18 protein-coding genes are annotated in these 22,565 nt (G+C 66.7%); 10 read left to right on the top strand and 8 right to left on the bottom strand.

The window, feature by feature from the left end:
- Positions 1-46 precede the first annotated feature (46 nt).
- The 4 genes from rmuC to CU669_RS05660 form a co-directional block, all read right to left on the bottom strand.
- Entirely contained in the window at positions 47-1,447 is a 1,401-nt protein-coding gene (gene rmuC, locus CU669_RS05675) for a DNA recombination protein RmuC (RefSeq protein WP_112142852.1), read from the bottom strand.
- A 253-nt stretch (positions 1,448-1,700) separates the two neighbouring features.
- Positions 1,701-2,261 (bottom strand): 16S rRNA (guanine(966)-N(2))-methyltransferase RsmD, encoded by a 561-nt coding sequence (rsmD, locus tag CU669_RS05670; protein ID WP_112142851.1) that lies wholly within the window; start codon positions 2,259-2,261, stop codon positions 1,701-1,703.
- Complete coding sequence (locus CU669_RS05665) at positions 2,236-3,180, bottom strand: pseudouridine synthase (protein ID WP_112142850.1); 945 nt, start codon at positions 3,178-3,180, stop codon at positions 2,236-2,238. The genes rsmD and CU669_RS05665 overlap by 26 nt, the downstream gene beginning before the upstream one ends.
- 296 nt (positions 3,181-3,476) lie before the next feature.
- On the bottom strand, positions 3,477-4,184 hold the full coding sequence (locus tag CU669_RS05660; protein WP_112142849.1) for a gamma-glutamyl-gamma-aminobutyrate hydrolase family protein: 708 nt from the start codon (positions 4,182-4,184) through the stop codon (positions 3,477-3,479).
- 169 nt (positions 4,185-4,353) lie between these two features.
- Between CU669_RS05660 and CU669_RS05655 the strand changes: the two genes are divergently transcribed.
- Positions 4,354-4,779, top strand: a complete 426-nt coding sequence (locus CU669_RS05655) for a nucleoside deaminase (RefSeq protein WP_205119381.1) — start codon at positions 4,354-4,356, stop codon at positions 4,777-4,779.
- A gap of 33 nt (positions 4,780-4,812) precedes the next feature.
- Complete coding sequence (locus CU669_RS05650; RefSeq protein WP_112142847.1) at positions 4,813-5,250, top strand: DsrE family protein; 438 nt, start codon at positions 4,813-4,815, stop codon at positions 5,248-5,250.
- On the opposite strand, the gene CU669_RS05645 is transcribed toward CU669_RS05650, so the two are convergent.
- Entirely contained in the window at positions 5,235-5,924 is a 690-nt protein-coding gene (locus tag CU669_RS05645; protein WP_112142846.1) for a pyrimidine 5'-nucleotidase, read from the bottom strand. The two genes, CU669_RS05650 and CU669_RS05645, sit on opposite strands and share 16 nt — an antisense overlap.
- Before the next feature lie 116 nt (positions 5,925-6,040).
- Between CU669_RS05645 and CU669_RS05640 the strand changes: the two genes are divergently transcribed.
- Together CU669_RS05640 and CU669_RS05635 are read left to right on the top strand one after the other, a co-directional pair.
- On the top strand, positions 6,041-7,723 hold the full coding sequence (locus CU669_RS05640; protein ID WP_112142845.1) for a sensor domain-containing diguanylate cyclase: 1,683 nt from the start codon (positions 6,041-6,043) through the stop codon (positions 7,721-7,723).
- Positions 7,720-8,988: a DUF2336 domain-containing protein gene (locus CU669_RS05635; RefSeq protein ID WP_112142844.1), complete on the top strand. Its 1,269-nt coding sequence runs from the start codon at positions 7,720-7,722 to the stop codon at positions 8,986-8,988. The genes CU669_RS05640 and CU669_RS05635 overlap by 4 nt, the downstream gene beginning before the upstream one ends.
- Positions 8,989-9,049: 61 nt before the next feature.
- Here the strand turns inward: CU669_RS05635 and mutS are convergent, their stop codons facing one another.
- On the bottom strand, positions 9,050-11,653 hold the full coding sequence (mutS, locus tag CU669_RS05630; RefSeq protein WP_112143039.1) for a DNA mismatch repair protein MutS: 2,604 nt from the start codon (positions 11,651-11,653) through the stop codon (positions 9,050-9,052).
- 183 nt (positions 11,654-11,836) lie between these two features.
- Between mutS and CU669_RS05625 the strand changes: the two genes are divergently transcribed.
- The 5 genes from CU669_RS05625 (at position 11,837) to CU669_RS05605 (ending at position 16,878) form a co-directional block, all read left to right on the top strand.
- The gene (locus CU669_RS05625) at positions 11,837-12,130 is read left to right on the top strand and encodes a nucleotidyltransferase family protein (protein ID WP_112142843.1); all 294 of its coding nucleotides are present in this window, start codon (positions 11,837-11,839) and stop codon (positions 12,128-12,130) included.
- Positions 12,127-12,456, top strand: coding sequence for a HepT-like ribonuclease domain-containing protein (locus CU669_RS05620; protein WP_112142842.1), 330 nt, complete (start codon positions 12,127-12,129; stop codon positions 12,454-12,456). Before CU669_RS05625 ends, CU669_RS05620 begins: the two co-directional genes overlap by 4 nt.
- An 80-nt stretch (positions 12,457-12,536) precedes the next feature.
- A complete protein-coding gene (locus tag CU669_RS05615) occupies positions 12,537-13,046 on the top strand; it encodes a hypothetical protein (RefSeq protein ID WP_112143038.1) in 510 nt (169 codons plus the stop codon).
- Positions 13,047-13,157: 111 nt separating this feature from the next.
- Positions 13,158-15,458 (top strand): NADP-dependent malic enzyme, encoded by a 2,301-nt coding sequence (locus tag CU669_RS05610; RefSeq protein ID WP_112143037.1) that lies wholly within the window; start codon positions 13,158-13,160, stop codon positions 15,456-15,458.
- Positions 15,459-15,471: 13 nt separating this feature from the next.
- Complete coding sequence (locus tag CU669_RS05605; RefSeq protein ID WP_112142841.1) at positions 15,472-16,878, top strand: ATP-binding protein; 1,407 nt, start codon at positions 15,472-15,474, stop codon at positions 16,876-16,878.
- Here the strand turns inward: CU669_RS05605 and CU669_RS05600 are convergent.
- Together CU669_RS05600 and CU669_RS05595 are read right to left on the bottom strand one after the other, a co-directional pair.
- Positions 16,847-18,058, bottom strand: coding sequence for a multidrug effflux MFS transporter (locus CU669_RS05600; protein WP_112142840.1), 1,212 nt, complete (start codon positions 18,056-18,058; stop codon positions 16,847-16,849). The genes CU669_RS05605 and CU669_RS05600 overlap by 32 nt on opposite strands.
- A 139-nt stretch (positions 18,059-18,197) precedes the next feature.
- On the bottom strand, positions 18,198-18,899 hold the full coding sequence (locus tag CU669_RS05595) for a M48 family metallopeptidase (protein WP_112142839.1): 702 nt from the start codon (positions 18,897-18,899) through the stop codon (positions 18,198-18,200).
- A 200-nt stretch (positions 18,900-19,099) separates the two neighbouring features.
- Here CU669_RS05595 and addA point away from each other — a divergent pair, with 200 nt between their 5' ends.
- Positions 19,100-22,561, top strand: a complete 3,462-nt coding sequence (gene addA, locus CU669_RS05590) for a double-strand break repair helicase AddA (RefSeq protein WP_112142838.1) — start codon at positions 19,100-19,102, stop codon at positions 22,559-22,561.
- Positions 22,562-22,565: the final 4 nt, after the last annotated feature.

The raw sequence follows: 22,565 nt of genomic DNA, 5'->3' as shown, positions 1-22,565 counted from the left end.
AGGCGGGCCCGCGCTCCGGAAAGTGGGGCGCGGGCGTTCCGCCCGCCTACAGCCCCTCGTCCTCGCCCGTATCCTCGATCACCGAGCCGCCCAGCGCCAGCAGGGCGTCGGCGCCCAGTTCGGGAATGGCCTCCACCGAGCGAAGCTGGCGGTCGATGGCGCGTTTGCGGACCGCCACGTCGTCGATGGTCTTGGAGGCTTCCTGCAGCTTCTTCTGCACCTTGTCCAGCACGTCGCCGTATTTGCCGAACTCGGTCTTGACGGCGCCCAGGATTTCCCAGACCTCGGAAGACCGCTTCTCGATGGCCATGGTCTTGAAGCCCATCTGCACTGCGTTGAGGATGGCGCCAAGGGTGGTCGGCCCCGCCGCCACCACCTTGTAGTCGCGCTGGATCATGTCCATCAGGCCGGGACGTCGCAGCACCTCGGCATACAGGCCCTCGGTGGGCAGGAACAGGATGGCGAAGTCGGTGGTGGTGGGCGGATTGATGTATTTGTCGCGGATGTCGCGGGCGAATTGCTTGACGCGGGTTTCCAGCGCCTTGGCGGCGGCTTCCACCGCTTCTGGGTCTGCGCGCTCCACCGCCATTTGCAGCCGTTCGTAATCCTCGTTGGGGAATTTGGAATCGATGGGCAGCAGCACCTCGGGCTCATGGTCGCCCTTGCCCGGCAGGCGGATGGCGTAATCCACCCGCTCCAGGCTGCCCTTCTTGCAATTGGCCTCCCGCATGTACTGGTCGGGGCGGAAGATCTGGTCGAGCAGATTGCCCAGTTGCACCTCGCCCCAGGTGCCACGGGTCTTCACATTGGTCAGCACCCGCTTCAGGTCGCCGACACCGTTGGCGAGGCTTTGCATCTCGCCCAATCCCTTGTGCACCTGTTCCAGCCGGTCGCTGACCAGCTTGAAGGATTCGCCCAGGCGCTTTTCCAGGGTGCCTTGCAGCTTCTCGTCCACGGTCTGGCGCATCTGTTCCAGCTTGGCGGTGTTCTCGCCGCGCAGCTTTTCCAGATGCTCGGCCACCACGCGGGTCTGTTCCGCCACCGTCTTGGCGACGGTTTCCAATCTTTCCTTCAGGGTGTTGGTCAGCGATTCGCCCTGGGTCTTCAGGCCGCCCGCGACCTCTTCGCGCAGATTGCGGCCCTGGGTGGCCTGATCGGCGCGGAACTCGGCCAGCTTCTGCTCGACAAGGATGCGCAGCTCGGCGTGATTCTTTTCCGACAGGGCCAGGGCGCCGTCTTGGAAGGCGCGGATCAGGGCGTTGATCTCCTCGCGGCCCAGCCTGGCCTGCGACGCGGCTTCATCGCGTCCCCGGGCAGCCTCGTCGCGCAGCGCCCGTTCAAGGCGCTCCAACTGGCCGGACAGATCCTCGCCGCGACGCATCAGCAAGACGGCGACACCCACCAGGGCCAGGGCCGACAGCGCGATGGAGATATAGGAATAGATCATGACACACCCCTAGAGAACAAAGCGAATACACCACACCTTGGCGGGGATTGCAACGGCCGGTATAAATGACGACGGCGGGCCGGGTGGTCCGGTCCGCCGTCAAGGAGGAAAGTGCATGGTCAAGATGCCCTTTCTCCTGGTGCTCAAGTTTCGCATCTGGCGGATTCGCATCCACCTGATGGTCACGAGGGCCTAGGAGTGGTCGGCGTCGGGCTGCAACCCGATGCCGACTTCCTCCGTATGCTAGCCGTATTCACGCTGTTTTTCCAGTCCATACCAGGAACACCAGCCGGGCGGCGCCCCGCTCGCGCTCATCCGCGACTTCGAAGCCCTGGGGCGGCGTGAAGGCTTCGTCCACCGCGACCTCGACCACCGCCAATGCTTGATCGGCCAGCCAGCCCCGGGCGGCGAGGCCTTCCAGGCAGGGGGTGGCGAGACCGGACTGATAGGGCGGGTCGAGAAAGGCCAGCGTGCAGGACCGCGTCGCGGCCGGAGGCTTGGCGGCGTCGGCGCGGGTCACCGTGGTGCGGCCGTCCTCTTTCAGCGCCTTGATATTGGCGTAGATGGCGGCCAGCGATTGGGCGTCCAGTTCGAGAAAGCTGGCATGGGCGGCCCCGCGCGAAAGGGCTTCCAGGCCCAGCGCCCCGGACCCGGCGAAGGCGTCCACCACCACGGCGCCGTCCAGCTCCACCAGATCGCTATGGGCGAGGATGTCGAACAGGGCTTGGCGCACCCGGTCGGCGGTGGGCCGGGCGATGCGACCGGGCGGCGCTTCCAGGCGGCGGCCCTTATGGAGTCCGGCGATGACGCGCATTGGGCTTGGTCTTCGGCCCAGCGGCCAGTTCGGTTCGGGTGCCGTCGGGGGCGTAGTAATAGGGCTTCTTCTTGGCCTCGGCCAAACGCTTGTCCTCGGCCAGTTTCGCCTTGCGGGCCTTGGCGACGACGCGCTGTTCCTTCTCGCGCTCACCCGCCGACTTGGTTTCGGGCTTGGCATGCAGCACCGCCTTGCCCTCGCCCATCTGCTCGCGCAGAACCTTGCCGGGAACCTCCTCGGTGGCGCCCTCGGCCAGGGTGCCCAGTTGGAACGGCCCATAGGCGATGCGGATCAGCCGGGTCACCGGCCAGCCGAGAAACTCCATCACCCGTCGGATTTCGCGGTTCTTGCCTTCGCGCAGGCTGACGGTCAGCCAGGCATTGGCGCCCTGCTGACGATCCAGGGTGGCGGTGATGGAGTCATAGGCGACTCCCTCGACGGTGATGCCCTTGGCCAGCCTTTCGAGCACGTCTTCCTTGACCTCGCCATGGACGCGCACCCGGTAGCGCCGCACCCAGGCGTTGGACGGCAGTTCCAGCTTGCGGGCCAGTTCGCCGTCATTGGTCAGCAGCAGCAAGCCCTCGGAATTGAGATCCAGGCGCCCCACCGACACCACCCGGGGCATATTGTCGGGCAGCGTCTCGAACACGGTGGCACGGCCTTCCGGATCCTTGTGGGTGGTGACCAGACCGGACGGCTTGTGATAGCGCCACAGCCTCGTGCGCTCGGGCTCGCCCAGGGGCTGGCCGTCGACGATGATGATGTCGCCGGGGCCGACGACGCAGGCGGGGCTGTCCAGCTTGGAGCCGTTGACCACGACGCGGCCCTGTTCGATCCAGCGTTCCGCCTCGCGGCGTGAACACAGTCCGGCGCGGGCCAGACGCTTGGCGATGCGCTCGCCCTTTTCCTCGGTATTCATTGGCTGTCCCTCAAACGCTGGGCGTCCGCTCCGCTCACTTGGCTTACTTTCGCTAGGGCCTATCGACGTTCAAGCGGATAGGACGAGACATGGGCCACAGATGAACACAGATACCCGCTGCGCGGGACACAGATAAGGAAAACTCTCACTTCATCGGTGTTTATCTGTGGCTAAAACTTCTACCGGGCCGAAATCAGCTGAATTCCCTGAATGTCGATAGCCTGAAGCTCCGGGGCGCTCCCTGCGGGCTATAGCCCGCCCGGGCCTAATGACAACGCGCCAGTCGCTACGCTCCATCATCTGCAAGCCTCTATGAAGGCGCGGAACAGGGCGGCGTCCGCCGGGCTGACGTTATATTCGGGATGCCACTGCACCCCCAGGCAGAAGCGCTTGCCCGGCATTTCGATCCCCTCGATCACCCCGTCTGGGGCGATGGCATTGACGATACAGCCCGCTCCCACCTCGCGGATCGCCTGATGATGGGACGAGTTCACCGGTATGGCGGCGCATCCCGCAATGGCGGCCAGCTTCGAGCCGGGCGTTAGTGCGACCTCGTGGCCGGGCAGGTGGCGCGGCGCCGTCTGCTCGTGCTCCAGGCCGCCCGCGACCGCGTGTGGGATGTGCTGGATCAAGCTGCCGCCCAGGGCGACATTGACCAGCTGCTCGCCGCCGCAGATGCCCAGCACCGGCATGTCGCGCTCCAGCGCGCCCCGGACCAGCGCCAATTCGAAAGTGGTGCGGCCCGGCTTCAGCACCACCGCCTCGTGGCGCTCGGCGGCGCCGAACAGGGCGGGGTCCACGTCGAAGGCGCCGCCGCTGACGATCAGTCCTTGGATCAGGGCAAGATAGCGGTCGACGCAATCGGCATGATGGGGCAGCAGGATCGGCACGCCGCCGGCTGTCCTTACCGCCTCGCAGTAGTTCTTGCGCAGGGCGTACCACGGCGACTTGGAATAGCCGCCAGCCTCTTCGCTGTCCAGGGTGATGCCGATGAGTGGGTTCATTTGGATATTGTCCCTCAAGCGCCGGGCGCTCACTCCGTTCGCTTGGCTTTCCTCCGCTAAAGCTCCGGGCCGCTCAATGCGGCCGCGCTTCGGCGATGCCTCGCTCGATGCTTCCTATACAGTTCCCCACCGGTCGAAGCCATGGTAAAGCGGAGCCATGAGCCGGTTCATGTCCATGGCGTTCGAACAAGCCGAGGCCGCCGCCCAGCGGGGCGAGGTGCCGGTGGGCGCCGTGCTGGTCAGGGATGGGGTGGTCCTGGCCGCCGACGGCAACCGGGTCGAGCAGTTCTCGGACCCGACACAGCACGCCGAGATGCTGGTCATCCGCGCCGCCTCCCCCATCAACGGGGGCAAGCTGGACGGCTGCGATCTCTACGTCACCCTGGAACCCTGTCCCATGTGCGCCGCCGCCATTTCGCTGGCGCGTATCAGGCGGATCTATTTCGGCGCCTATGATCCCAAGGGCGGGGGGGTCGAACACGGCGCCAAGGTGTTCGATCATCCCACCTGCCACCATCGGCCCGAGGTGTTCGGGGGGCTGGACGAAAGTCGGGCGGCGGAACTGCTGCGAGCGTTTTTCCGGGAAAGGCGCTAGAGTTCTTCCAAGTGCCGTCTTGGGAGGCTTTCCATGATCCGTCTTGCTGTCCTCGCCGCCCTGTTGGGGCTTTCGGTCATGTCGCCCGCCTTGGCGGAGCCAAAGACCCATCGCGTCGCCATCCAGGTTTCCGAGAATGATCCGGCGCGGATGAATCTGGCGCTCAACAACGCCGTCAACATCGTCAAGACCTACCAGGACCGCAAGGAAATGGTCGAGGTGCGCATCATCACCTACGGCCCCGGCGTCACCCTGGTGCGTTCGGACACCTCGCCGCTGGCGACGCGGGTGAAGTCCTTCGTCGAGGGCGTGCCCGAGGTCTCGTTCGACGTCTGCGACAATACGCTGGTCAATTTGCGCAAGACCGAGGGCAAGGAGATTCCCATCCTGGACGGCGTCAAGCATGTGGAGGCGGGCGCCGTCACCCTGATGGACCTGCAGGAACAGGGCTGGAGCTATATCCGTCCCTGACCGGGAACCGCTTCCAGCCATCGTGTCAGATCGTCGGTGATGTGGTGGACGTGGGACAGGTCGGCATCGTCCTGCTTCAGGACGGCTGAATCGGGATGACCATCCTCGCGCACCCACAAGGTGGTCATGCCGATGGCGGCGGCGGGCGCCAGATTGCGGTGGATGTCTTCCACCATCAGCGCCGCGCGCGGGTCCACCGCGTGACGCTCGACCATCATCTTGTAGCATTCCGGCTGCGGCTTGGGCACGAAGGCGGCGGCGCGGATGTCGAAGATGCCCTCGAAATGCCGGGCGATCCCCAGCCGGGCCAGCACGTTCTCGGCATGGCGTTCGGAACCGTTGGTGAAGATCAGCTTGCGGCCTTGAAGCCTGGCCAGCGCGGCGTCCAAGCGCGGCGCCGCGTCCAGCACGGTGCAGTCGATATCGTGCACGAAGGACAGGAAAGCGTCGGGCTCGATCTTGTGCACCAGCATCAGCCCGCGCAGCGTGGTGCCGAATTCGCGGTAATAGCGTTTCTGCAAGGTGAAGGCTTCGTCCAGCGACAGGCCCAGCCGCTCGGCGATGAAGCGGCGCATGCGGATGTCGATTTGCGGGAACAAGCTCGACGACGCCGGATACAGCGTATTGTCGAGGTCGAATACCCAGGTCTCCACGCGGGACAGATCGTCAGCCATGAATGATTGTTAGCCCCGTGCCGGATACGAAGCAAGTCACTCGCTTAGTGTCTCGTTAAGTGATCATGCCTATGGTATGGAGTCAGCGTGTTTCTATAAACGGGAATCCCGAACGGATGGATGCACCCAGCGAAAGACAGCGTGGCAGGACGGGATTTGGCACCCGCAGCACCGCCACTTTGGGTCCGGATGGCCTTGCGGCCTTTCCCGGTCCCGCCGTGCTGCTTGACCGCGACGGGCTGATCGTCGCCAGCAACCACCGCTCAGAAACCCTGGCCGCCGCCATTGCCCTGGGCCGTCTCGGCTGCCTGTCCGAGCTTCTCGCCAAGCCGGGTGTGACCGCGGTGGAAAGCCTGCCCATGACCAGCGGCGGCACCATGATCCTGGATCTGGTGGCACTGCCGACCGACAGCGGTCTCATGCTGGTCCTGGCGCGCGACGTGACCTTGGAACGCAATCTGCGCGCGGCCCTGGTGGAGTCGCGCCAGCGCTACAAGGATCTGGTGGAGATTTCCAGCGATTTCGCCTGGGAAATCGGCGCCGATGGACGCTTCGTCTTCGTCAGCCCCAAGGGCGCCATGGGCTTTGCCGCCGACGAATTGGTGGGGCGCGGGCCGTCCGACTTCGTTGTGCTGGAAGACGGCGTGGTCGGACAGACCCCGTTCGAGACCACGGTTGAAATGGAGGATGTCGAGGTCTGGATGCGCCAGAGCGACGGCTCCCAAGCCTGCCTGCTGGCCTCGGCCACGCCCATTCGCGGCGATGCCGGCGAATGGAAGGGGGCGCGCGGTGTCTGCCGCGACGTAACGCAAGAACGACTGCGCGACGCTGCCCTGTCGCGCGCCAATAGCCGCGAGAGGCTGTTGGGCTATATCGTGCGCACTATCAGGGATGAGGTCGATCCCAGCGACATGCTGAAGACGGCGGCCGAGGCGACGGCGCGCGCCCTGGGCGCCACCGGCTGCCAGATCTTCCGCATTCTGTCGGACGCTTCCGATTTTGAACTGTCGGCCCAATTCGGCGAATGCGGCGACGAGCACCCGGTGCTGGATTCCTTTATCGGATCGGACCATTACGACGGTGATCTGGGGAACTGGCGGGTGCTGGCCACCGTGTGCCGCTATCGCCATTCCATCAATGGCGCCGTGCTGCTGTGGCGGGGGCTCGAGCGTGCCGCCTGGAGTGACGACGACCGCCTGCTGATCGACGATGTCGCCAATCAGGTGGGCTTGGCCTGCGAGCAGATCACCAATCACGAACGGGTGGTCAAGCTGTCGCGGACCGACGGATTGACGGGGCTGTTCAACCGCCGCGCCTTCTTCGACGAGATTTCGCGCCGCTTCGGCCGGTTGGCCCGCGAGGGCAAGCCCGCCACCCTGATCTATGTGGATCTCGACAACTTCAAGGCCGTCAACGACGTCCACGGTCACCAGACCGGCGATCAGGCCCTGCTGGCGGTACGCGAGCTGCTGATCCAGCACACCCGTCCGGTGGATCTGGTGGCGCGCCTGGGCGGCGACGAGTTCGCCATCTGGCTGGAAGGCGCCGGCGAGGAGATCGCCTTGAAACGCTGCAAGGATCTGCTGGTGTCCGGCAAGGAGGAACTTGACCGGTTCTCCGGCAGTCCCGAGAAGCCGCTGCACTTTTCGCTGGGTGTCGCCGTGCACGAGGGCACCAGCCGCGAGTCCATCGAGGAGTTGATCGCGCGGGCCGACAAGGCCATGTACGAGGTCAAGCGCAGCGGTAAGGGCGCCATGAAGCTGGCGCCTGCCGTTGATGAACAAGGGGGCGGCGCGTGACCGGGTTTCTAAAGCGACTGTTCGGTGGCGGCTCCAAGCCGCTGGAGTATGAAAAGGCAAAGGAACTGGCGGCCCATCCCGATCCGGGGGTGCGCGCCGAAATCGCCGAACGTACCGACATCAAGGCCGAGATCCTCTACTTCCTGGCCGAGGATTCCGACCCCGAGGTGCGGCGCAAGGTGGCCGCCAACGCCCATGCGCCCGCCCAGGCCAATCTGCTGTTGGCCGCCGATCAGAACGACGCGGTGCGTCGCGATCTGGCCGCCAAGATTTCGCGCCTCGCCCCCGGGCTGTCGGCTCATGAACAGGACCGGTTGCGCCGGGTGACCTACGAGGCGCTGGAAGTGCTGGCCCGCGACCAAATTCCCAAGGTCCGCCAGATTCTCGCCGAGGCCCTGAAGGACGTGGCCAATGCGCCGCCCGATGTGATCCGTCGGCTGGCCCGCGATGCCGAATTGGTGGTGGCAGGGCCGATCTTGCAGCATTCACCGGTCCTGACCGACGAGGATCTGCTGGAAGTCATCGCCGCCAATCCCATTCCGGGCGCGCTGTCCGCCATTTCCCGCCGCAGCGTGGTCAATGTCCGGGTCTGCGATGCCATCGCCGCCACCGAGGACGTGGATGCCATCGCCGTGCTGCTGGGCAATTCATCGGCCCAGATCCGCGAAGAAACCTTGGACCGGCTGGCCGACCGCGCCGCCGATATCGAGGCTTGGCACAAGCCCTTCACCGAACGGCCGCAGCTTTCGCCCAAGACGGCGCAGAAGCTGGCCCGCTTCATCGCCGCCAATCTGTTGCAGGCCCTGGCGGCGCGCAAGGATCTGGGCGAGGAAGCCGCCGCCGCCGTCGCCGCCGTGGTGGCGCGCCGCATCGACGAAATCGAAACCGCCGCCGAGCCCAAGGGCGTCTCGGACGAAGCCGCGTTGACCGCCAAGGTGCGCGGCATGAAGGCGGCCGGGCAACTGAGCGAAACCACCTTGGACACCGCACTGTCGTCCAACGACACCAATTTCGTCATCGTGGCGCTGTCCGAGCTGTCGGGCCTGTCGCAGCGGGTGATCCGCAAGGTTGTCGAGACCCAAAGCGCCAAGGGAATCGTCGCCGTCAGCTGGAAAGCGGAAATGTCGGCGGCCTTTTCCGTTCAGTTGCAAACCAAGCTGTTGCACCTGCCCGTCAGCAAAGTCCTCGCCGCCAAGGCGGGCGACCATCCCCTGTCCATCGACGAGATGGAATGGCAGTTGGAATTCTTCGGCTCGCAGGGATAGGTGCGGGCAAGATGCCCGCGTTCCGGCGCCATGGGGGCGCTTGCTTCTCGCCCGCTTTCCCTCAAAGCTTCCGCTTCAGCTCATAGATCAGGTCCAGCGCCTGGCGCGCCGAGAGGTCGTCGGGATTGACCTCCTTCAGCGCCTCTTCCACCGCCGATGGCTTGGCGACGGACGCGGGTTTCGCCCTGGGCGCCATGGCGGCGAACAGCGGCAGGTCGTCGGCCAGCTTGGCCATGCCGGACGCCTGATCCGACTTCTCCAAAATGGCCAGCACCTCCTCGGCGCGACCGACCACGGCGGGCGGCAGACCGGCGAGGCGGGCCACATGGATGCCGTAGGACCGGTCGGCGGCTCCCGATCCCACCTCGTGCAGGAAGACGACATCGCCCTGCCACTCCTTCACCTTCATCATGTGGCACGACAGAGAGGCCAGCTTGGAGGAAAGCCGGGTCAGCTCGTGGTAATGGGTGGCGAACAGGGCGCGGCAGCGGTTGACCTCGTGCAGATGCTCCACCACCGCCCAGGCGATGGACAAGCCGTCGAAGGTGGCGGTGCCGCGTCCGATCTCGTCCAGGATCACCAGGGCGCGGGGACCGGACTGGTTCAAGATGGCGGCGGTCTCCACCATCTCCACCATGAAGGTGGAACGGCCACGGGCCAGATCGTCGGCGGCGCCGACGCGGGAGAACAGCCGGTCCACCACGCCGAGACGGGCGGAATCGGCCGGAACGAAAGACCCCATCTGGGCCAGCACCGCGATCAGGGCGTTCTGGCGCAGGAAGGTGCTTTTACCCGCCATGTTGGGGCCGGTCACCAGCCACAGGCGCTGCGCTTCGGACAGGTCGCAGTCATTGGCGACGAAGGCCCCCGAATGGGCGGCGTCCAGTGCCGCTTCCACCACCGGGTGACGGCCGCCCTTGATGTCGAAGGCGTTGCTGTCGTCGATCACGGGGCGCGACCAGCGCTTTTCCACCGCCAGATGGGCCAGGGCCGACGAGACGTCCAGCAGGGCCAGCGCCGCCGCCGCCTGGGCGATCTCGGCGGCCCGCGCCGTGACCTCGCGCACCAGATCCTCGAACAGCTCCAACTCCATGGCCAGGGCCCGCTCGACGGCGCCGGTGATGCGCCCGGCCAGTTCGATCAGCTCCGGCGTGGTGTAGCGCGCCGAGGTGGCCATGGTCTGGCGATGGATGAAGGCGTCGCCCATCTTGTCGGCTTGCTTGGACGGAACCTCGATGTGATAGCCGATGATGTTGTTGTGGCTGATCTTGAGACTGGCGACGCCGGTTTCCTCGCCGTAGCGCAGTTGCAGCCGCGCCAGCACGCCCTTGGTCTCGCTGCGCAACGCCTTGGTCTCATCCAGGGCCGGGTGATAGCCCTCGGCGATGAAATTGCCGTCGCGCGCGTTCAGCGGCAGGTCGGGGGCCAGGGCGCGTTTCAGGCGGTCGGCCAGCACCGAATGCTCGCCCAAGGCCAGGGCGCAGTCGGCCAGACCCGGCGGTGCGTCCAAGGCTGGCTGGCTCAGCAGATTGCGCAGGTCGGGAATCTCGGCCAAGGCGTCGCGGATATTGGCGAGATCGCGGGGGCCGCCGCGTCCCAGCGACAGGCGCGACAGGGCGCGCTCCATGTCGGGGCAGCGCTTGACGGTCTCGCGCAGGGTCTCGCGGATGGCGTCATGCTCGGCGAGAAAGGCCACCATGTCGAGGCGGCGGTCGATCTCGGCCGGAAGGGTCAGGGGCGCCGCCAGTTGGGCGGCCAGCAAGCGGGCGCCCGCTCCGCTGACGGTGCGGTCGATGGTGGCGAGCAGCGAGCCCTTGCGCTCGCCCGTCAGGGTCTCGGCCAGTTCCAGATTGCGCCGCGTCGCGGCGTCGATCTCCATCACCGCCCCCTCGGCGAGGCGCTTGGGCGGTGACAGGCGGGGCAGCTTGCCCTTCTGGGTCAGCTCGATGTAATCCACAAGGGCGCCGCCCGCCGCCAGTTCGGGGCGCGAGAAGCTGCCGAATCCGTCCAGGGCGCCGACGCCGTACAGCGCTTCCAGCCGCCTGCGGGCATTCTCGGAATCGAAGCGTGCCGAGGGCAGCGGCGACAGCACCACTTTCCAATCGGCCCAGACCTCGAACAGCGTTTCGCTGCCCAGCAGCCGGTCGCCCACCAGCAATTCGCCGGGCGACAGCCGGGCCAGGGCCGCCGACAGGGTCTTGGCCGATACCGGCTGCATCCAGAAGTCGCCGGTGGAGACATCGACCCAGGCCAGCCCCAGCCCGCCCTGAGCCTCGGCCACCGCCGCCAGGTAGTTATGGGCCCGCGCATCCAGCAGGGTGTCCTCGGTCAGCGTGCCCGCCGTGATGACGCGCACCACGTCGCGGGCCACCACCGATTTGGAGCCGCGCTTCTTGGCTTCGGCCGGATCTTCCATCTGCTCGCCGATGGCCACCTTGAAGCCGGAGCGCACCAGCTTGGCCAGATAGGCCTCGTAGGCGCGCACCGGCACGCCGCACATGGAGATGTCCTCGCCCAGATGCTTGCCGCGCTTGGTCAGGGTGATGTCCAGGGCGGCCGAGGCCTTGACCGCGTCGTCGAAGAACAGCTCGTAGAAATCGCCCATGCGGTAGAACAGCAGGCAGTCGGGATGCGCCCGCTTGATGGCGAGGTACTGCGCCATCATGGGGGTCGCGTCGCCAAGATCCTGATTTGGGGGGATGGACGGCGTCTCGGCGGTCACGGTCTTCTTCTTCTCAGGGGTGTCGGGCACATTACCATGCGGGCAAGGGTCCGCAAGGGGCGGACTTTTCCCAAAGATCGAGACATGCGATGATGTCGGTCCAGACTATCGGCTCGGACGAGGAAAATGGGCGCATTAGCCAGTCTTCACCGTCATCGCGAAGAAATTCTAAGGCTGGCCGAGACCTTCAAGGCCAGGGACGTCCGCGTCTTCGGCTCGGCATCCCGTGGCGAGGAGCGCGAAGACAGTGACGTGGATTTCCTCGTCGCATGGGAAGAGCAGGCCAGTCTGACCGATTGGGCCGGTTTTCAGCAGGAACTCGAACGCCTGCTTGGCCGCAAGGTGGATGTGGTCAGCGAGGCCTCGCTGCATTGGTATATCCGAGACAAGGTTCTGTCCGAGGCCTGTCCGCTGCCATGAAGGATTCCAGGCTTTATCTTTTGCACATCGCGGAATGCATCGAGCGAATCGAGCGCTACGCGGTCACGGCGCCGGATTTGGTCGGCGATACCATGGCCTTGGACGCGGTGCTCCGGAATTTGCAGACCATGAGCGAGGCAACCCAACGCTTGCCGGACGAGGTCAAGGCTCGTCACCCTCAAATACCGTGGCAGCGTATTGCAGGGTTTCGCAATATTCTGGTCCATGGCTATTTGGGGGGAATCGATGCGTCGATTATCCGAAATGTCATCGCATGCGAGTTGCCGCTTCTAAAAGTCGCCATCGGAACTGAATTGTCCATCTGACGCCTCTAGGCAGACTCCCCGCCATGGAGCACAATCAACGGAGCCGGACGACAGACCGGCCCATGCCTGAGGAGAACATCATGACCGCCCAGACCAAACCCGCCGCCCTTCGCGAGGTGGTGGGAACCTTCGCCGACCGCGCCCATTTCGAGGCCGCCGTCAGCGCCCTGCTGGAATGCGGATTCGATCGCGGACGCCTGTCCGTCCTGGCCTCGCACGACTCGCTGGAAGTGGCGGGCGGCAAGGCGCAGAAGTGGCGCGATGGCCTTGTCGCCCTGGTGGGAGAGATGAAATACGAGGGGCCGCTGGTGGCCGCGGGCCTGATCGCCTTGGCCGCAGGTCCGGTGGGCGCGGTGATCGCGGGCCTGATCGCCGCCGGAGTGGGAGGCGTCGCGGTGAAGGAACTGCTGGACGAAGTGGCCGCCATTCCCGATTCAGGCGACTTCACCCGCGCCCTGGCGGCGGGCAGCGTCATCTTGTGGGTCAGCGTCGAGAATGCCGCCGAGGAGGCCAGGGTCAAGCCGCTGCTGGCCGGGGCAGGCGGCGCCAATATTCACATTTTCGAACGCGCCAAGGGGCATCGGCACTGAATTCTATCGGATTTCCGGGGGTGACGAGGGTGATGTCCCCGCGCTTAAATGACCAAGAGCCCGGCGAGGTATAAAGCCGGGCCGCAAAACGGAAACGGGGAAGACACGACCATGGCAAGCACCTTCAACACTTCCGCCACCAATGGTGACGACGATAAGGGCGTCAGCGCGCTGGAGCGCGATACGCTGCTGATGCACGCCTCGGGGCGGCCGGGCAAGATCGAGATCGTGCCGACCAAGCCGCTGGCCACCCAGCGCGATCTGTCCCTGGCCTATTCGCCGGGTGTCGCCTTTCCCTGTCTGCACATCGCCCGCGATCCGTCGCTGGCCTACGACTACACCGCCAAGGGCAATCTGGTGGCGGTCATTTCCAACGGCACCGCCGTGCTTGGCCTCGGTGATCTGGGCGCCCTGGCGGGCAAGCCGGTGATGGAAGGCAAGTCGGTGCTGTTCAAGCGCTTCGCCGATGTGGATTCCATCGATCTGGAAGTGGATACCAGGGACGTCGAGGAATTCATCGGCGCGGTGCGCTATCTGGGCCCCACCTTCGGCGGCATCAATCTGGAAGACATCAAGGCGCCCGAATGCTTCATCATCGAGCAACGCCTGCGCGAGCTGATGGATATCCCGGTTTTTCACGATGACCAGCACGGCACCGCCATCATCTCGGCCGCCGGTCTGATCAATGCGCTGGAATTGACCGGCCGCGACATGGCCAAGACCAAGGTGGTGGTCAATGGGGCCGGAGCGGCGGGCATCGCCTGCATCGAACTGGCCAAGGCCATGGGCATCCGCCACGAGAACGTTATCCTGTGCGACACCAAGGGCGTCATCTTCCAGGGCCGCACCGAGGGCATGAACCAGTGGAAGTCGGCCCATGCGGTCGCCACCAAGGCGCGTTCGCTGGCCGAGGCGCTGGAAGGCGCCGACGTCTTCATGGGTCTGTCGGTCAAGGGGGCGGTGACGGCGGAAATGATCGCCACCATGGCGGCAAAGCCCATCATCTTCGCCATGGCCAATCCCGACCCGGAAATCACCCCGGAAGAGGTCAAGGCGGTGCGCGCCGACGCCATCGTCGCCACCGGACGCTCGGACTATCCCAACCAGATCAACAACGTGCTGGGCTTCCCCTATATCTTCCGCGGCGCGCTGGACGTGCGGGCCTCGACCATCAACGAGGCCATGAAGATCGCCGCCGCCAAGGCCATCGCCGCCCTGGCCCGCGAGGACGTTCCCGACGAGGTGGACGCCGCCTATTCCGGCCGCCGTCTGCGCTATGGCCCCGACTACATCATCCCGGTGCCGTTCGACCCCCGCCTGATCTCTTCCATTCCCCCCGCCGTGGCCAAGGCGGCCATGGATAGCGGCGTGGCGCGCAAGCCCATCATCGACATGGCGGCCTACAAGCGTGAACTGTCGGCCCGTCTCGATCCGGCTTCCGCCAGCATGGAGGCCATCACCGAGGCGGTGAAGGCCAACCCCAAGCGCATCGTCTTCGCCGAGGGCGAGGAGGAAAAGCAGATCCGGGCCGCCGTCGCCTTCTCCAACGCGGGCCTCGGCCATCCCATCCTGATCGGCCGCGAGGAGCGCATCCGCGCCACCATGAAGAATATCGGCCTACCGGTGGCCGAATCCCTGGAAATCATCAATTCGCGGCTGTCGCCGCGCACCGGCCACTACACCGACATGCTGTACGAGCGCATGCAGCGAAAGGGCGCGCTGTACCGCGACGCCCAGCGGCTGGTCAATCAGGAACGCAATATCTTCGCCGCCCTGATGGTGGAATCGGGCGATGCCGACGCCATGGTCACCGGCCTGACCCGCAACTACTGGCAGGCCTTCGAGGAAATCCAAAAGGTCATCGACCCCACCCCGGGCGAGCTGATGTTCGGCATGACCGTGTTCATCGCCAAGGGCCGGGTGGTCTTCGTGGCCGACACCACCGTGATGGAGACGCCGACCCCGGAGCAACTGGCCGATATCGCGGTGCAGACGGCGCACAAGGCCCGCCAGATGGGCCACGAACCCCGCGTCGCCATGATCAGCTATTCCACCTTCGGCAATCCGTCCAACGATCGCGCCGAGCGGGTGCGCGAAGCGGTGGAAATCCTGGATCATCGCAAGGTGGACTTCATCTATGACGGTGAAATGGGCGCCGATGTGGCCTTGGACCCCGAACTGTTGGGGCACTATCCCTTCTGCCGCCTGAAGGAGCCTGCCAACGTGCTGGTGATGCCCGGCCTCTATTCGGCCACCATCGGCTCCAAGCTGTTGCAGAAGCTGGGCGGCGCCAGCGTCATCGGCCCCATCCTGGTGGGCATGTCCAAGCCGGTGCAGATCACCTCCATGGATGCCTCGGCCGCCGACATCGTCAACATGGCGGTGCTGGCTTGCCATGACGCGCTGAAATAGGGCAGGGCAGGGCATGGCCAAGCGCGTCGCGGTGGCTCTGGGCCGGATCGTCTCGGTCACGGTCCTGCTGTCCAGCCCCACCGGCGTCGTGCTTCTGATCCTGGCCGCCACCGGCCATGTTTCCGCGGGCAGCGTTCTGGCCATCTGGGGGCTGGTGGCCGTCGTCTTGGCCGTCATCGTGCGCGCCCATCTGTCCGATCTCGATGAGCTGGCGGCCTGGATCCGCTCGCTGGCCATGGGGGGCGAGGCCGGACCGCCGCCGGGGCGCGAGAACACCGCCCTGGCCGAGACGGTGGCCTCGGTGGGCGGGCTGCGCCGGGCTTGGCAGCAGAGGTCCGCCGAACTGGCGGAATCGGCGCGACGCAATGAAAGCCTGCTGGACAATCTGCCCGACCCCCTGCTGCTGCTGGACGCGACCCGCAAGGTGGTCCGCGCCAACCGGGCGGCCGCCAAGCTGTTCGGACCCGAGCTCGCCGGGCGCGACATGGCGTCCTTCCTGCGCGATCCCATGGTGCTGGAAGCCACCGAGGCCGTGCTGGCGGGGCAAGACCTTACCCGTGAATGCGAATTCGCCCAAATGGTGCCGCTGGAACGGGTGTTCCTGGCGCGGGTGGAGCAGTTGGAGGGCCACCCATCGGGCGGCGGCACCGCCGTCCTGACACTGCACGATCTGACCACCGTCAAGCGCATGGAGCGCATGCGGGCCGACTTCGTCGCCAATGCCAGCCATGAATTGCGCACGCCGCTGGCGGCCTTGTCCGGCTTCATCGAGACCTTGCAGGGCCCCGCTCGCGACGACGAGGAGGCGCGCGACAAGTTCCTCGGCATCATGGGGGAACAGGCTGGCCGCATGAGCCGGCTGGTGGCCGATCTGCTGTCGCTGTCGCGCATCGAGCTGAACGAGCACACGCCTCCCAGCGAGCAGGTGGATCTCGGCCGGTTGGTCCGCAACGCCGCCGAGGCGCTGCGGCCGCTGGCCCAGGCCAAGGGCATGGAGATCAAGACCGCCATCGCCGGGGATCTGGGCCATGTCATCGCGCAACCGGACGAATTGGCGCAGTTGTTCCAGAACCTGATGGACAACGCCGTCAAATACGGCCGCGACAATACGGCGGTGGAGGTCTGTGCCGCGCCCGCAGACCAACTGCCCAAGTCGGCGGGGCCCAGCCTGCGCGGCGGTCGCGCCATCATGGTTTCGGTCCGCGATCATGGCGAGGGTATCGCCAAGGAGCACATCCCCCGCCTGACCGAGCGCTTCTACCGGGTCGATACCGCCCGGTCGCGCAAGATGGGCGGCACCGGGCTGGGGCTGGCCATCGTCAAGCATATCGTGAACCGCCATCGCGGCCTGCTGACCATCGACAGCGAGGTCGGCCGGGGCACCACCTTCACGGTTTGGCTGCCGGCTTCACCAAACTGAAGAATACCACGGCGGCGACCAGGCCCAGCAGCGCCATGGCGGTGGTCATGGGCCGCGCCGAGCCGTCGAAGGCAAGGCCCGCCAGCCAACCGATTCCGGCGCCACCCGCCATCTGGGTGAAGCCGATCGCCGCCGAGGCGGTTCCCGCCATCTGGGGAAATGGCGCGATGGCGCCAGCAGTGGCATTGGGCAGCACCAAGGCGGCGAAGACGAAGAACACCATCACCGGCAACAGCACCGAGGCGAGGCCTTCCAGGCCGGGCTTGGCGAATCCGGCCCAGGCCAGTCCCGCCATCAACGCGCCTGCCAGGGTGCAGCCGATGACTCCCAGCCCGACCATGCGCTCGATCCCCACCCGGTGGGTGACGCGCGCCGCGATGAATCCCCCGATGATGTAGCCCACCGAGGCCAGCGAGAAGCCGAAGCCGAAATATCTCGGCTCCAGGCCCATGGCGTCGATCAGGATGAAGGCGATGCTGGACAGATAGACGAAGACGCCCGCGAAGATCACCGTCAGGGTCAGGGTATAGCCGATGAAGACGCGGTCGCGCAGCAAAGTGCCGTAATTGCCGATCATGCGGCCGAGATCGAGGGCGGTGGGGTCGGGGTGGCGGTTGGTCTCGTCCAGCAGGCGCCAGACCATGCCCAGCAGGCCGACGCCGAACAGCGCCAGCAGCACGAAGTTGGAACGCCAGCCGAACCAGGAATGAAACCAGCCGCCGATGGTGGGCGCCACCAGCGGCGCCAGGGCCATGGCCGAGGCCATGTAGCTCATCACCTTGGCGGCCTGTTCGCGGGGGAAGATGTCGCGCACCACGGCGCGGCTGACCACCGGGCCGCAGCACGCCCCCAGCGCCTGGACGAAGCGGCCCAGGATCAGCGCCTCGATGGTGGGCGCGAAGACGCAGAAGATGCTGGCCGCCACATAGAGGAAGACGCCGCCCATCAGGGTGCGGCGGCGGCCGAACCGGTCCGACAGCGGGCCATAGCCCAATTGCATGACGGCGAAGCCCGACACGAAGGAAGCCAGGGTCATCTGCACCATGGCGGTGTCGGTCTTGAAGTCGCGGGCCAGATCGGGCCACGACGCCAGATAAAGATCGGTGCAGATGGGGCCGAAGGCCACCAGCAGGGTCAGCAGCACCGCCAGGGTGCGGGTGGGTGTGACGGGATGGGTCATGATTGCGGGTGTCTGGGGGGATGCGGGCGGGACGCCCGCGCTCCCGGTGGGGCATTGCTGTCTGGAGCGCGGGCGTCCCGCCCAAGAAAGATCGGAGCGCGGGCGTCCCGCCCGCAGGTCACGCTTCTTGCCGCGGCTGTCATGGCGAAGTCCCGTAGCAATGCAGTTCCGGCCCATGGCGCTTCAGCCACGCCTTTGGGGCCTTGATGTCGGCGACCATGGTTTCCACCAACCGCCAGAATTCGGGGCCGTGATTCATCTCGACCAGATGGGCGACCTCGTGGGCGACCACGTAGTCCAGTACCCAGTCCGGCGCCATCACCAGACGCCACGAGAAGGACAGGGAGCCGTCGCTGGAGCAACTGCCCCAGCGCGACCGGGTGTCGCGCACCCCAACCCGGCCCACCTTGCGGCCGATGCGCACCGCCAGATCGCGGGCACGATGGGCCACCAGCAGCCGGGCCTCCTCGCGCAGGAATTCCGCGACCCGGCGGGGGACATGCTCCTCGCGGCCCGAGACGTTGATGACGCCGTCCTCGGCCCAGACGCCGCGCCGGGCGGCGGGCTGATGCTGGATGACATGGGGCATGCCCAGCAGCGGTACCGTGGCGCCCGCGATCAAGGCCACCCGTCCCGGCATGGCCCGCAGCCGCGCCAGGATCCAGTCCCGCTGGCTTTTGGCGAAGCGCTCGGCCTCGGCCTCGGGCACCCCCAGGGGCAGCACAACCACCACGCCGCCGCCGGGGGCGAGGCGCAGGCTCATGCGTCCGGCGGTGCCCGACCGGCGTACCGCCAGCGACAGGTCGTGCCCGTCCATGTGGAGAAGAAGCGGCTTGTTCATGGCAGTGGTGTCATAGCGTGGCGGACGTGGAAAGGGCAAGGTCGGCTTGCAATGATCGGGTTCACTCTTGATAGTGTTTCTTCAATCTCGTCACCCCCGCGAAGGCGGGGGTCCATGGTGGGGATGGCTGTGAGCGACGTGCCCATGAAAGATTCCGCCGACGCATGGATTCCCGCATTCGCGGGAATGACGATGGTAAAATGACCTCGCCCGTCCTCGCCCAAGATGCCGATTCACGCCAGCGCCGCGCCGCCGACCCGGCCGCCAGCGTTTGGGTGGCGGCCAGCGCGGGCACCGGCAAGACCAAGGTGCTGACCGACCGGGTGCTGACCCTGCTGCTGGCGGGCACGCCGCCGCATAAGATTCTTTGCCTGACCTTCACCAAGGCCGCCGCCGCCGAGATGTCCAACCGCATCCAGGGACGGCTGGCGCGCTGGGCCACGTCGGCGGACGAAAAGCTGGTCAAGGAACTCTCCGATCTGCTGGGCCGCGCGCCGACGGATGACGAGCCGGTGCGGGCAAGGCGGCTGTTCGCCCAGGTGCTGGACGCCCCCGGCGGCATGCATATGGAGACCATCCACGCCTTTTGCCAGTCGCTGCTGCGCCGCTTTCCGCTGGAAGCGGGCATCGCGCCGCATTTCCAGGTGATGGACGAGCGCGACGCCGCCGAACTGCTGGAAGCCGCCAAGCTGGATGTTCTCGCCCTTGCCCGCGATGGGGCGGACGGGGAACTGGCCCGCGCCCTGGCCCTGGTCACCGGCCGGGTGCACGAGACCGCCTTTCCCGATCTGATGGCCGAACTGGCGAGCGAGCGCGGCCGACTGGAACGGCTGCTGGACCGCCACGGCGGCACCAGGGGCGTGGTCGCGGCCTTCCGCGCCCGGCTGGGTCTGGAGCCGGGAGAGACCGCCGCTCATATCTTGGCGCGGGCCTGCGACGACACGCGCTTCGATGCAATCGGCTTGCGGGCGGCGGCCAGTGCTTTATTGGGCGGGGCTAAGACGGACCAGGAGCGCGGCACCGCCATGGCGTCCTGGCTGGCCGATCCAGCCGGACGGGCCGAGGGCTTCACGCGCTGGCGGCTGGTCTTCCTGACCCAGGCGGGCGAGATCCGCAAGACCCTGTGCACCAAGGCGATTCGCGAGGGCTTCCCCGGTGTCGAGGACGCCCTGGCCTGCGAGGCGGAACGGCTGGTCATGGTGGCCGACCGGCTGAAGGCCGCCGCCGTGGCCGAGGCCACCGAGGCATTGCTGATCCTGGGGGCGGCGCTGCTGGCCTCCTATAAGCGGGCCAAAGCCTTGCGGGCCTTGATGGACTACGACGACCTGATCCTGGCGGCCCGCGATCTGCTGGCGCGGCCCGGCGTGGCGCCCTGGGTGCTGTTCAAGCTGGACGGCGGCATCGACCATGTGCTGATCGATGAGGCCCAGGACACCAATCCCGACCAGTGGGCGGTGGCCGCCGCCCTGACCGAGGAGTTCTTCGCCGGTCGCGGCGCTCGCGAAGTGGTGCGCACCGTCTTCGCGGTGGGCGACGCCAAGCAGTCCATCTACAGCTTCCAGCGCGCCGATCCCCGCGAGTTCGAGCGTATGCGCCAAAGCTTCGCCCGCCATGTCCCCGAATCCGGCGGGCAATGGGACGAGGTGGCGCTGAACCTGTCGTTCCGCTCGACCCAGGCGGTGCTCGATGCCGTCAACGCGGTGTTTGCGCCGGGACAGCCGGGCCGCGACGGCGTCGCCCCCGAAGGCGACGACATCACCCATCTGGCCCATCGCAGGGGCTTTGCCGGACGGGTGGAGGTGTGGCCGCCCTTGCTGCCCCGCGCCGCTGACGAAGCACCCGCCTGGAAGCCGCCGGTGGAGCGCATCCGGGGCGATTCGCCGCGCGCCCGGCTGGCGCGGCTGGTGGCGCGGCGCATCAAGGCGATGATCGAGTCCGAACGGCTGGAGTCCAAGAACCGGCCGGTGCGGGCGGGCGACGTGCTGGTGCTGGTACGCCGTCGCGGCGGCTTCGTCGAGGATCTGGTGCGCGAGTTGAAGGCCTGCAAGGTGGAGGTGGCCGGGTCCGACCGCATGGTGCTGGCCGATCAGATGGCGGTGATGGATCTGGTGGCGCTGGGCAATTTCCTGCTGTTGCCCGACGATGATCTTACCCTGGCGACGGTGCTGAAGGGGCCGCTGGTCGGGCTGTCCGAGGAGCAGTTGTTCGCCCTGGCCCATGGCCGCGGCGAGGCGAGGCTGTGGGAGACGTTGAAGCGCCGCATCCTCGACGATGCCGATTTCGAGATCGCCTATACCGGCCTGGCCGAACTGCTGGGCCAGGCCGACCATTTGTCGCCCCATGCCCTGTACGCCCGGGTGCTGGGGCCGCTGGGCGGGCGCCGCCGCCTGCTGGCCCGACTCGGCATGGAGGCGGAAGACCCCATCGACGAGTTCATGGCCCTGACCCTGGCCTTCGAACGGGCTCATCCGCCATCGCTGCAAGGCTTCCTCCATTGGCTGGAGGCGGGCGATATCGAGATCAAGCGCGACCTGGAACAAGCGGGCCGCGACGCGGTGCGTATCATGACGGTGCACGGCTCCAAGGGCTTGCAGGCCCCCATCGTCATCCTGCCCGACACCATGCAGGTGCCCACCCGCGCCAGCAAATTGTTGTGGCTGGGTGAGGGGGATGAGGAATTGCTATCCTGGCCGCCACGGGCCGAGGACATGGATTGTGTCTGCCGCGACGGCGCCGAGGCGCGCAAGCTTGCCACCCAGCGGGAATACCGCCGTCTGCTCTATGTGGCCATGACGCGGGCGGAGGACCGGTTGGTCGTCTGCGGCTGGCAGGGCCAGAAGGCGCCGCCGGAGGGATGCTGGCACCGGCTGATCAGCGACGCGCTCAAGCCCCTGGCCGCCGAGGTGGAGGACGCCTTCCTGGCGCGGGAGGGCGAGACCGACGGCGCGGGCATCCTGCTGCTGTCCTGTCCGCAGAGCGTCGCGGTGGATGCCGCCAAGGTCGGGGATACGGCGCGGCCGATCGTGCTCTTGCCCGATTGGGCCACCCATGCGGCGGAGGCGGAACCCTCGCCGCCCCGGCCGCTGGCGCCGTCCCGACCCGACGGCGAGGAACCGCCGGTGCGCTCGCCCCTGGCCGAGGCCGATGGCGGCCAGCGCTGGCAGCGCGGCAAGCTGATTCACCGCCTGCTGCAAACGGTGCCCGACCTTCCCGCGCCGGACCGCGCGACGGCCATGATGCGGTTCCTGAACCGTCCCGGCTGGGGGTTGGAGACCAAGGACCAATTGGCCATCGCCAACGAGGTGTCCGATATCGTCGATCATCCCGGTCTGGCCGGGCTGTTCGGCCCCGGCGCCAAGGCGGAGGTGCCGCTGGTGGGACGTATCGGCGACCGGGTGGTGTCGGGCCGGGTGGACCGGCTGGCGGTCACCGCGACCGAGGTGCTGGTGGTGGACTACAAGACCAATCGGCGGCCGCCGGTGTCGGCCGACGAGATTCCCGACCTCTATGTACGGCAGATGGCGGCCTATCGCCTCGCGCTGGCCTGTATCTATCCCCGCCACCGCATCCGCTGCCTGCTGGTGTGGACCGACGGCCCCCGGCTGATGGAGATCGAAGCCGCCCGGTTGGACGACGCCCTGGCGGGACTGGTGGACGACTGACGGC

The organism is Paramagnetospirillum kuznetsovii, assembly GCF_003284725.1.
Lineage (GTDB): Bacteria > Pseudomonadota > Alphaproteobacteria > Rhodospirillales > Magnetospirillaceae > Phaeospirillum > Phaeospirillum kuznetsovii.
The sequence above is the reverse complement of the archived record's forward strand: the minus strand, read 5'-3'. Positions and strand labels throughout refer to the sequence as shown.

Excerpts from the sequence above, each read along its gene's own strand:
- rmuC (WP_112142852.1), bottom strand. The coding sequence starts at position 1,447 with ATGATCTATTCCTATATCTCCATCGCGCTGTCGGCCCTGGCCCTGGTG.
- rsmD (WP_112142851.1), bottom strand. The coding sequence starts at position 2,261 with ATGCGCGTCATCGCCGGACTCCATAAGGGCCGCCGCCTGGAAGCGCCG.
- CU669_RS05665 (WP_112142850.1), bottom strand. The coding sequence starts at position 3,180 with ATGAATACCGAGGAAAAGGGCGAGCGCATCGCCAAGCGTCTGGCCCGC.
- CU669_RS05660 (WP_112142849.1), bottom strand. The coding sequence starts at position 4,184 with ATGAACCCACTCATCGGCATCACCCTGGACAGCGAAGAGGCTGGCGGC.
- CU669_RS05655 (WP_205119381.1), top strand. The coding sequence starts at position 4,354 with ATGTCCATGGCGTTCGAACAAGCCGAGGCCGCCGCCCAGCGGGGCGAG.
- CU669_RS05650 (WP_112142847.1), top strand. The coding sequence starts at position 4,813 with ATGATCCGTCTTGCTGTCCTCGCCGCCCTGTTGGGGCTTTCGGTCATG.
- CU669_RS05645 (WP_112142846.1), bottom strand. The coding sequence starts at position 5,924 with ATGGCTGACGATCTGTCCCGCGTGGAGACCTGGGTATTCGACCTCGAC.
- CU669_RS05640 (WP_112142845.1), top strand. The coding sequence starts at position 6,041 with ATGGATGCACCCAGCGAAAGACAGCGTGGCAGGACGGGATTTGGCACC.
- mutS (WP_112143039.1), bottom strand. The coding sequence starts at position 11,653 with ATGATGGCGCAGTACCTCGCCATCAAGCGGGCGCATCCCGACTGCCTG.
- CU669_RS05625 (WP_112142843.1), top strand. The coding sequence starts at position 11,837 with ATGGGCGCATTAGCCAGTCTTCACCGTCATCGCGAAGAAATTCTAAGG.
- CU669_RS05620 (WP_112142842.1), top strand. The coding sequence starts at position 12,127 with ATGAAGGATTCCAGGCTTTATCTTTTGCACATCGCGGAATGCATCGAG.
- CU669_RS05615 (WP_112143038.1), top strand. The coding sequence starts at position 12,537 with ATGACCGCCCAGACCAAACCCGCCGCCCTTCGCGAGGTGGTGGGAACC.
- CU669_RS05610 (WP_112143037.1), top strand. The coding sequence starts at position 13,158 with ATGGCAAGCACCTTCAACACTTCCGCCACCAATGGTGACGACGATAAG.
- CU669_RS05605 (WP_112142841.1), top strand. The coding sequence starts at position 15,472 with ATGGCCAAGCGCGTCGCGGTGGCTCTGGGCCGGATCGTCTCGGTCACG.
- CU669_RS05600 (WP_112142840.1), bottom strand. The coding sequence starts at position 18,058 with ATGACCCATCCCGTCACACCCACCCGCACCCTGGCGGTGCTGCTGACC.
- CU669_RS05595 (WP_112142839.1), bottom strand. The coding sequence starts at position 18,899 with ATGAACAAGCCGCTTCTTCTCCACATGGACGGGCACGACCTGTCGCTG.
- addA (WP_112142838.1), top strand. The coding sequence starts at position 19,100 with ATGACCTCGCCCGTCCTCGCCCAAGATGCCGATTCACGCCAGCGCCGC.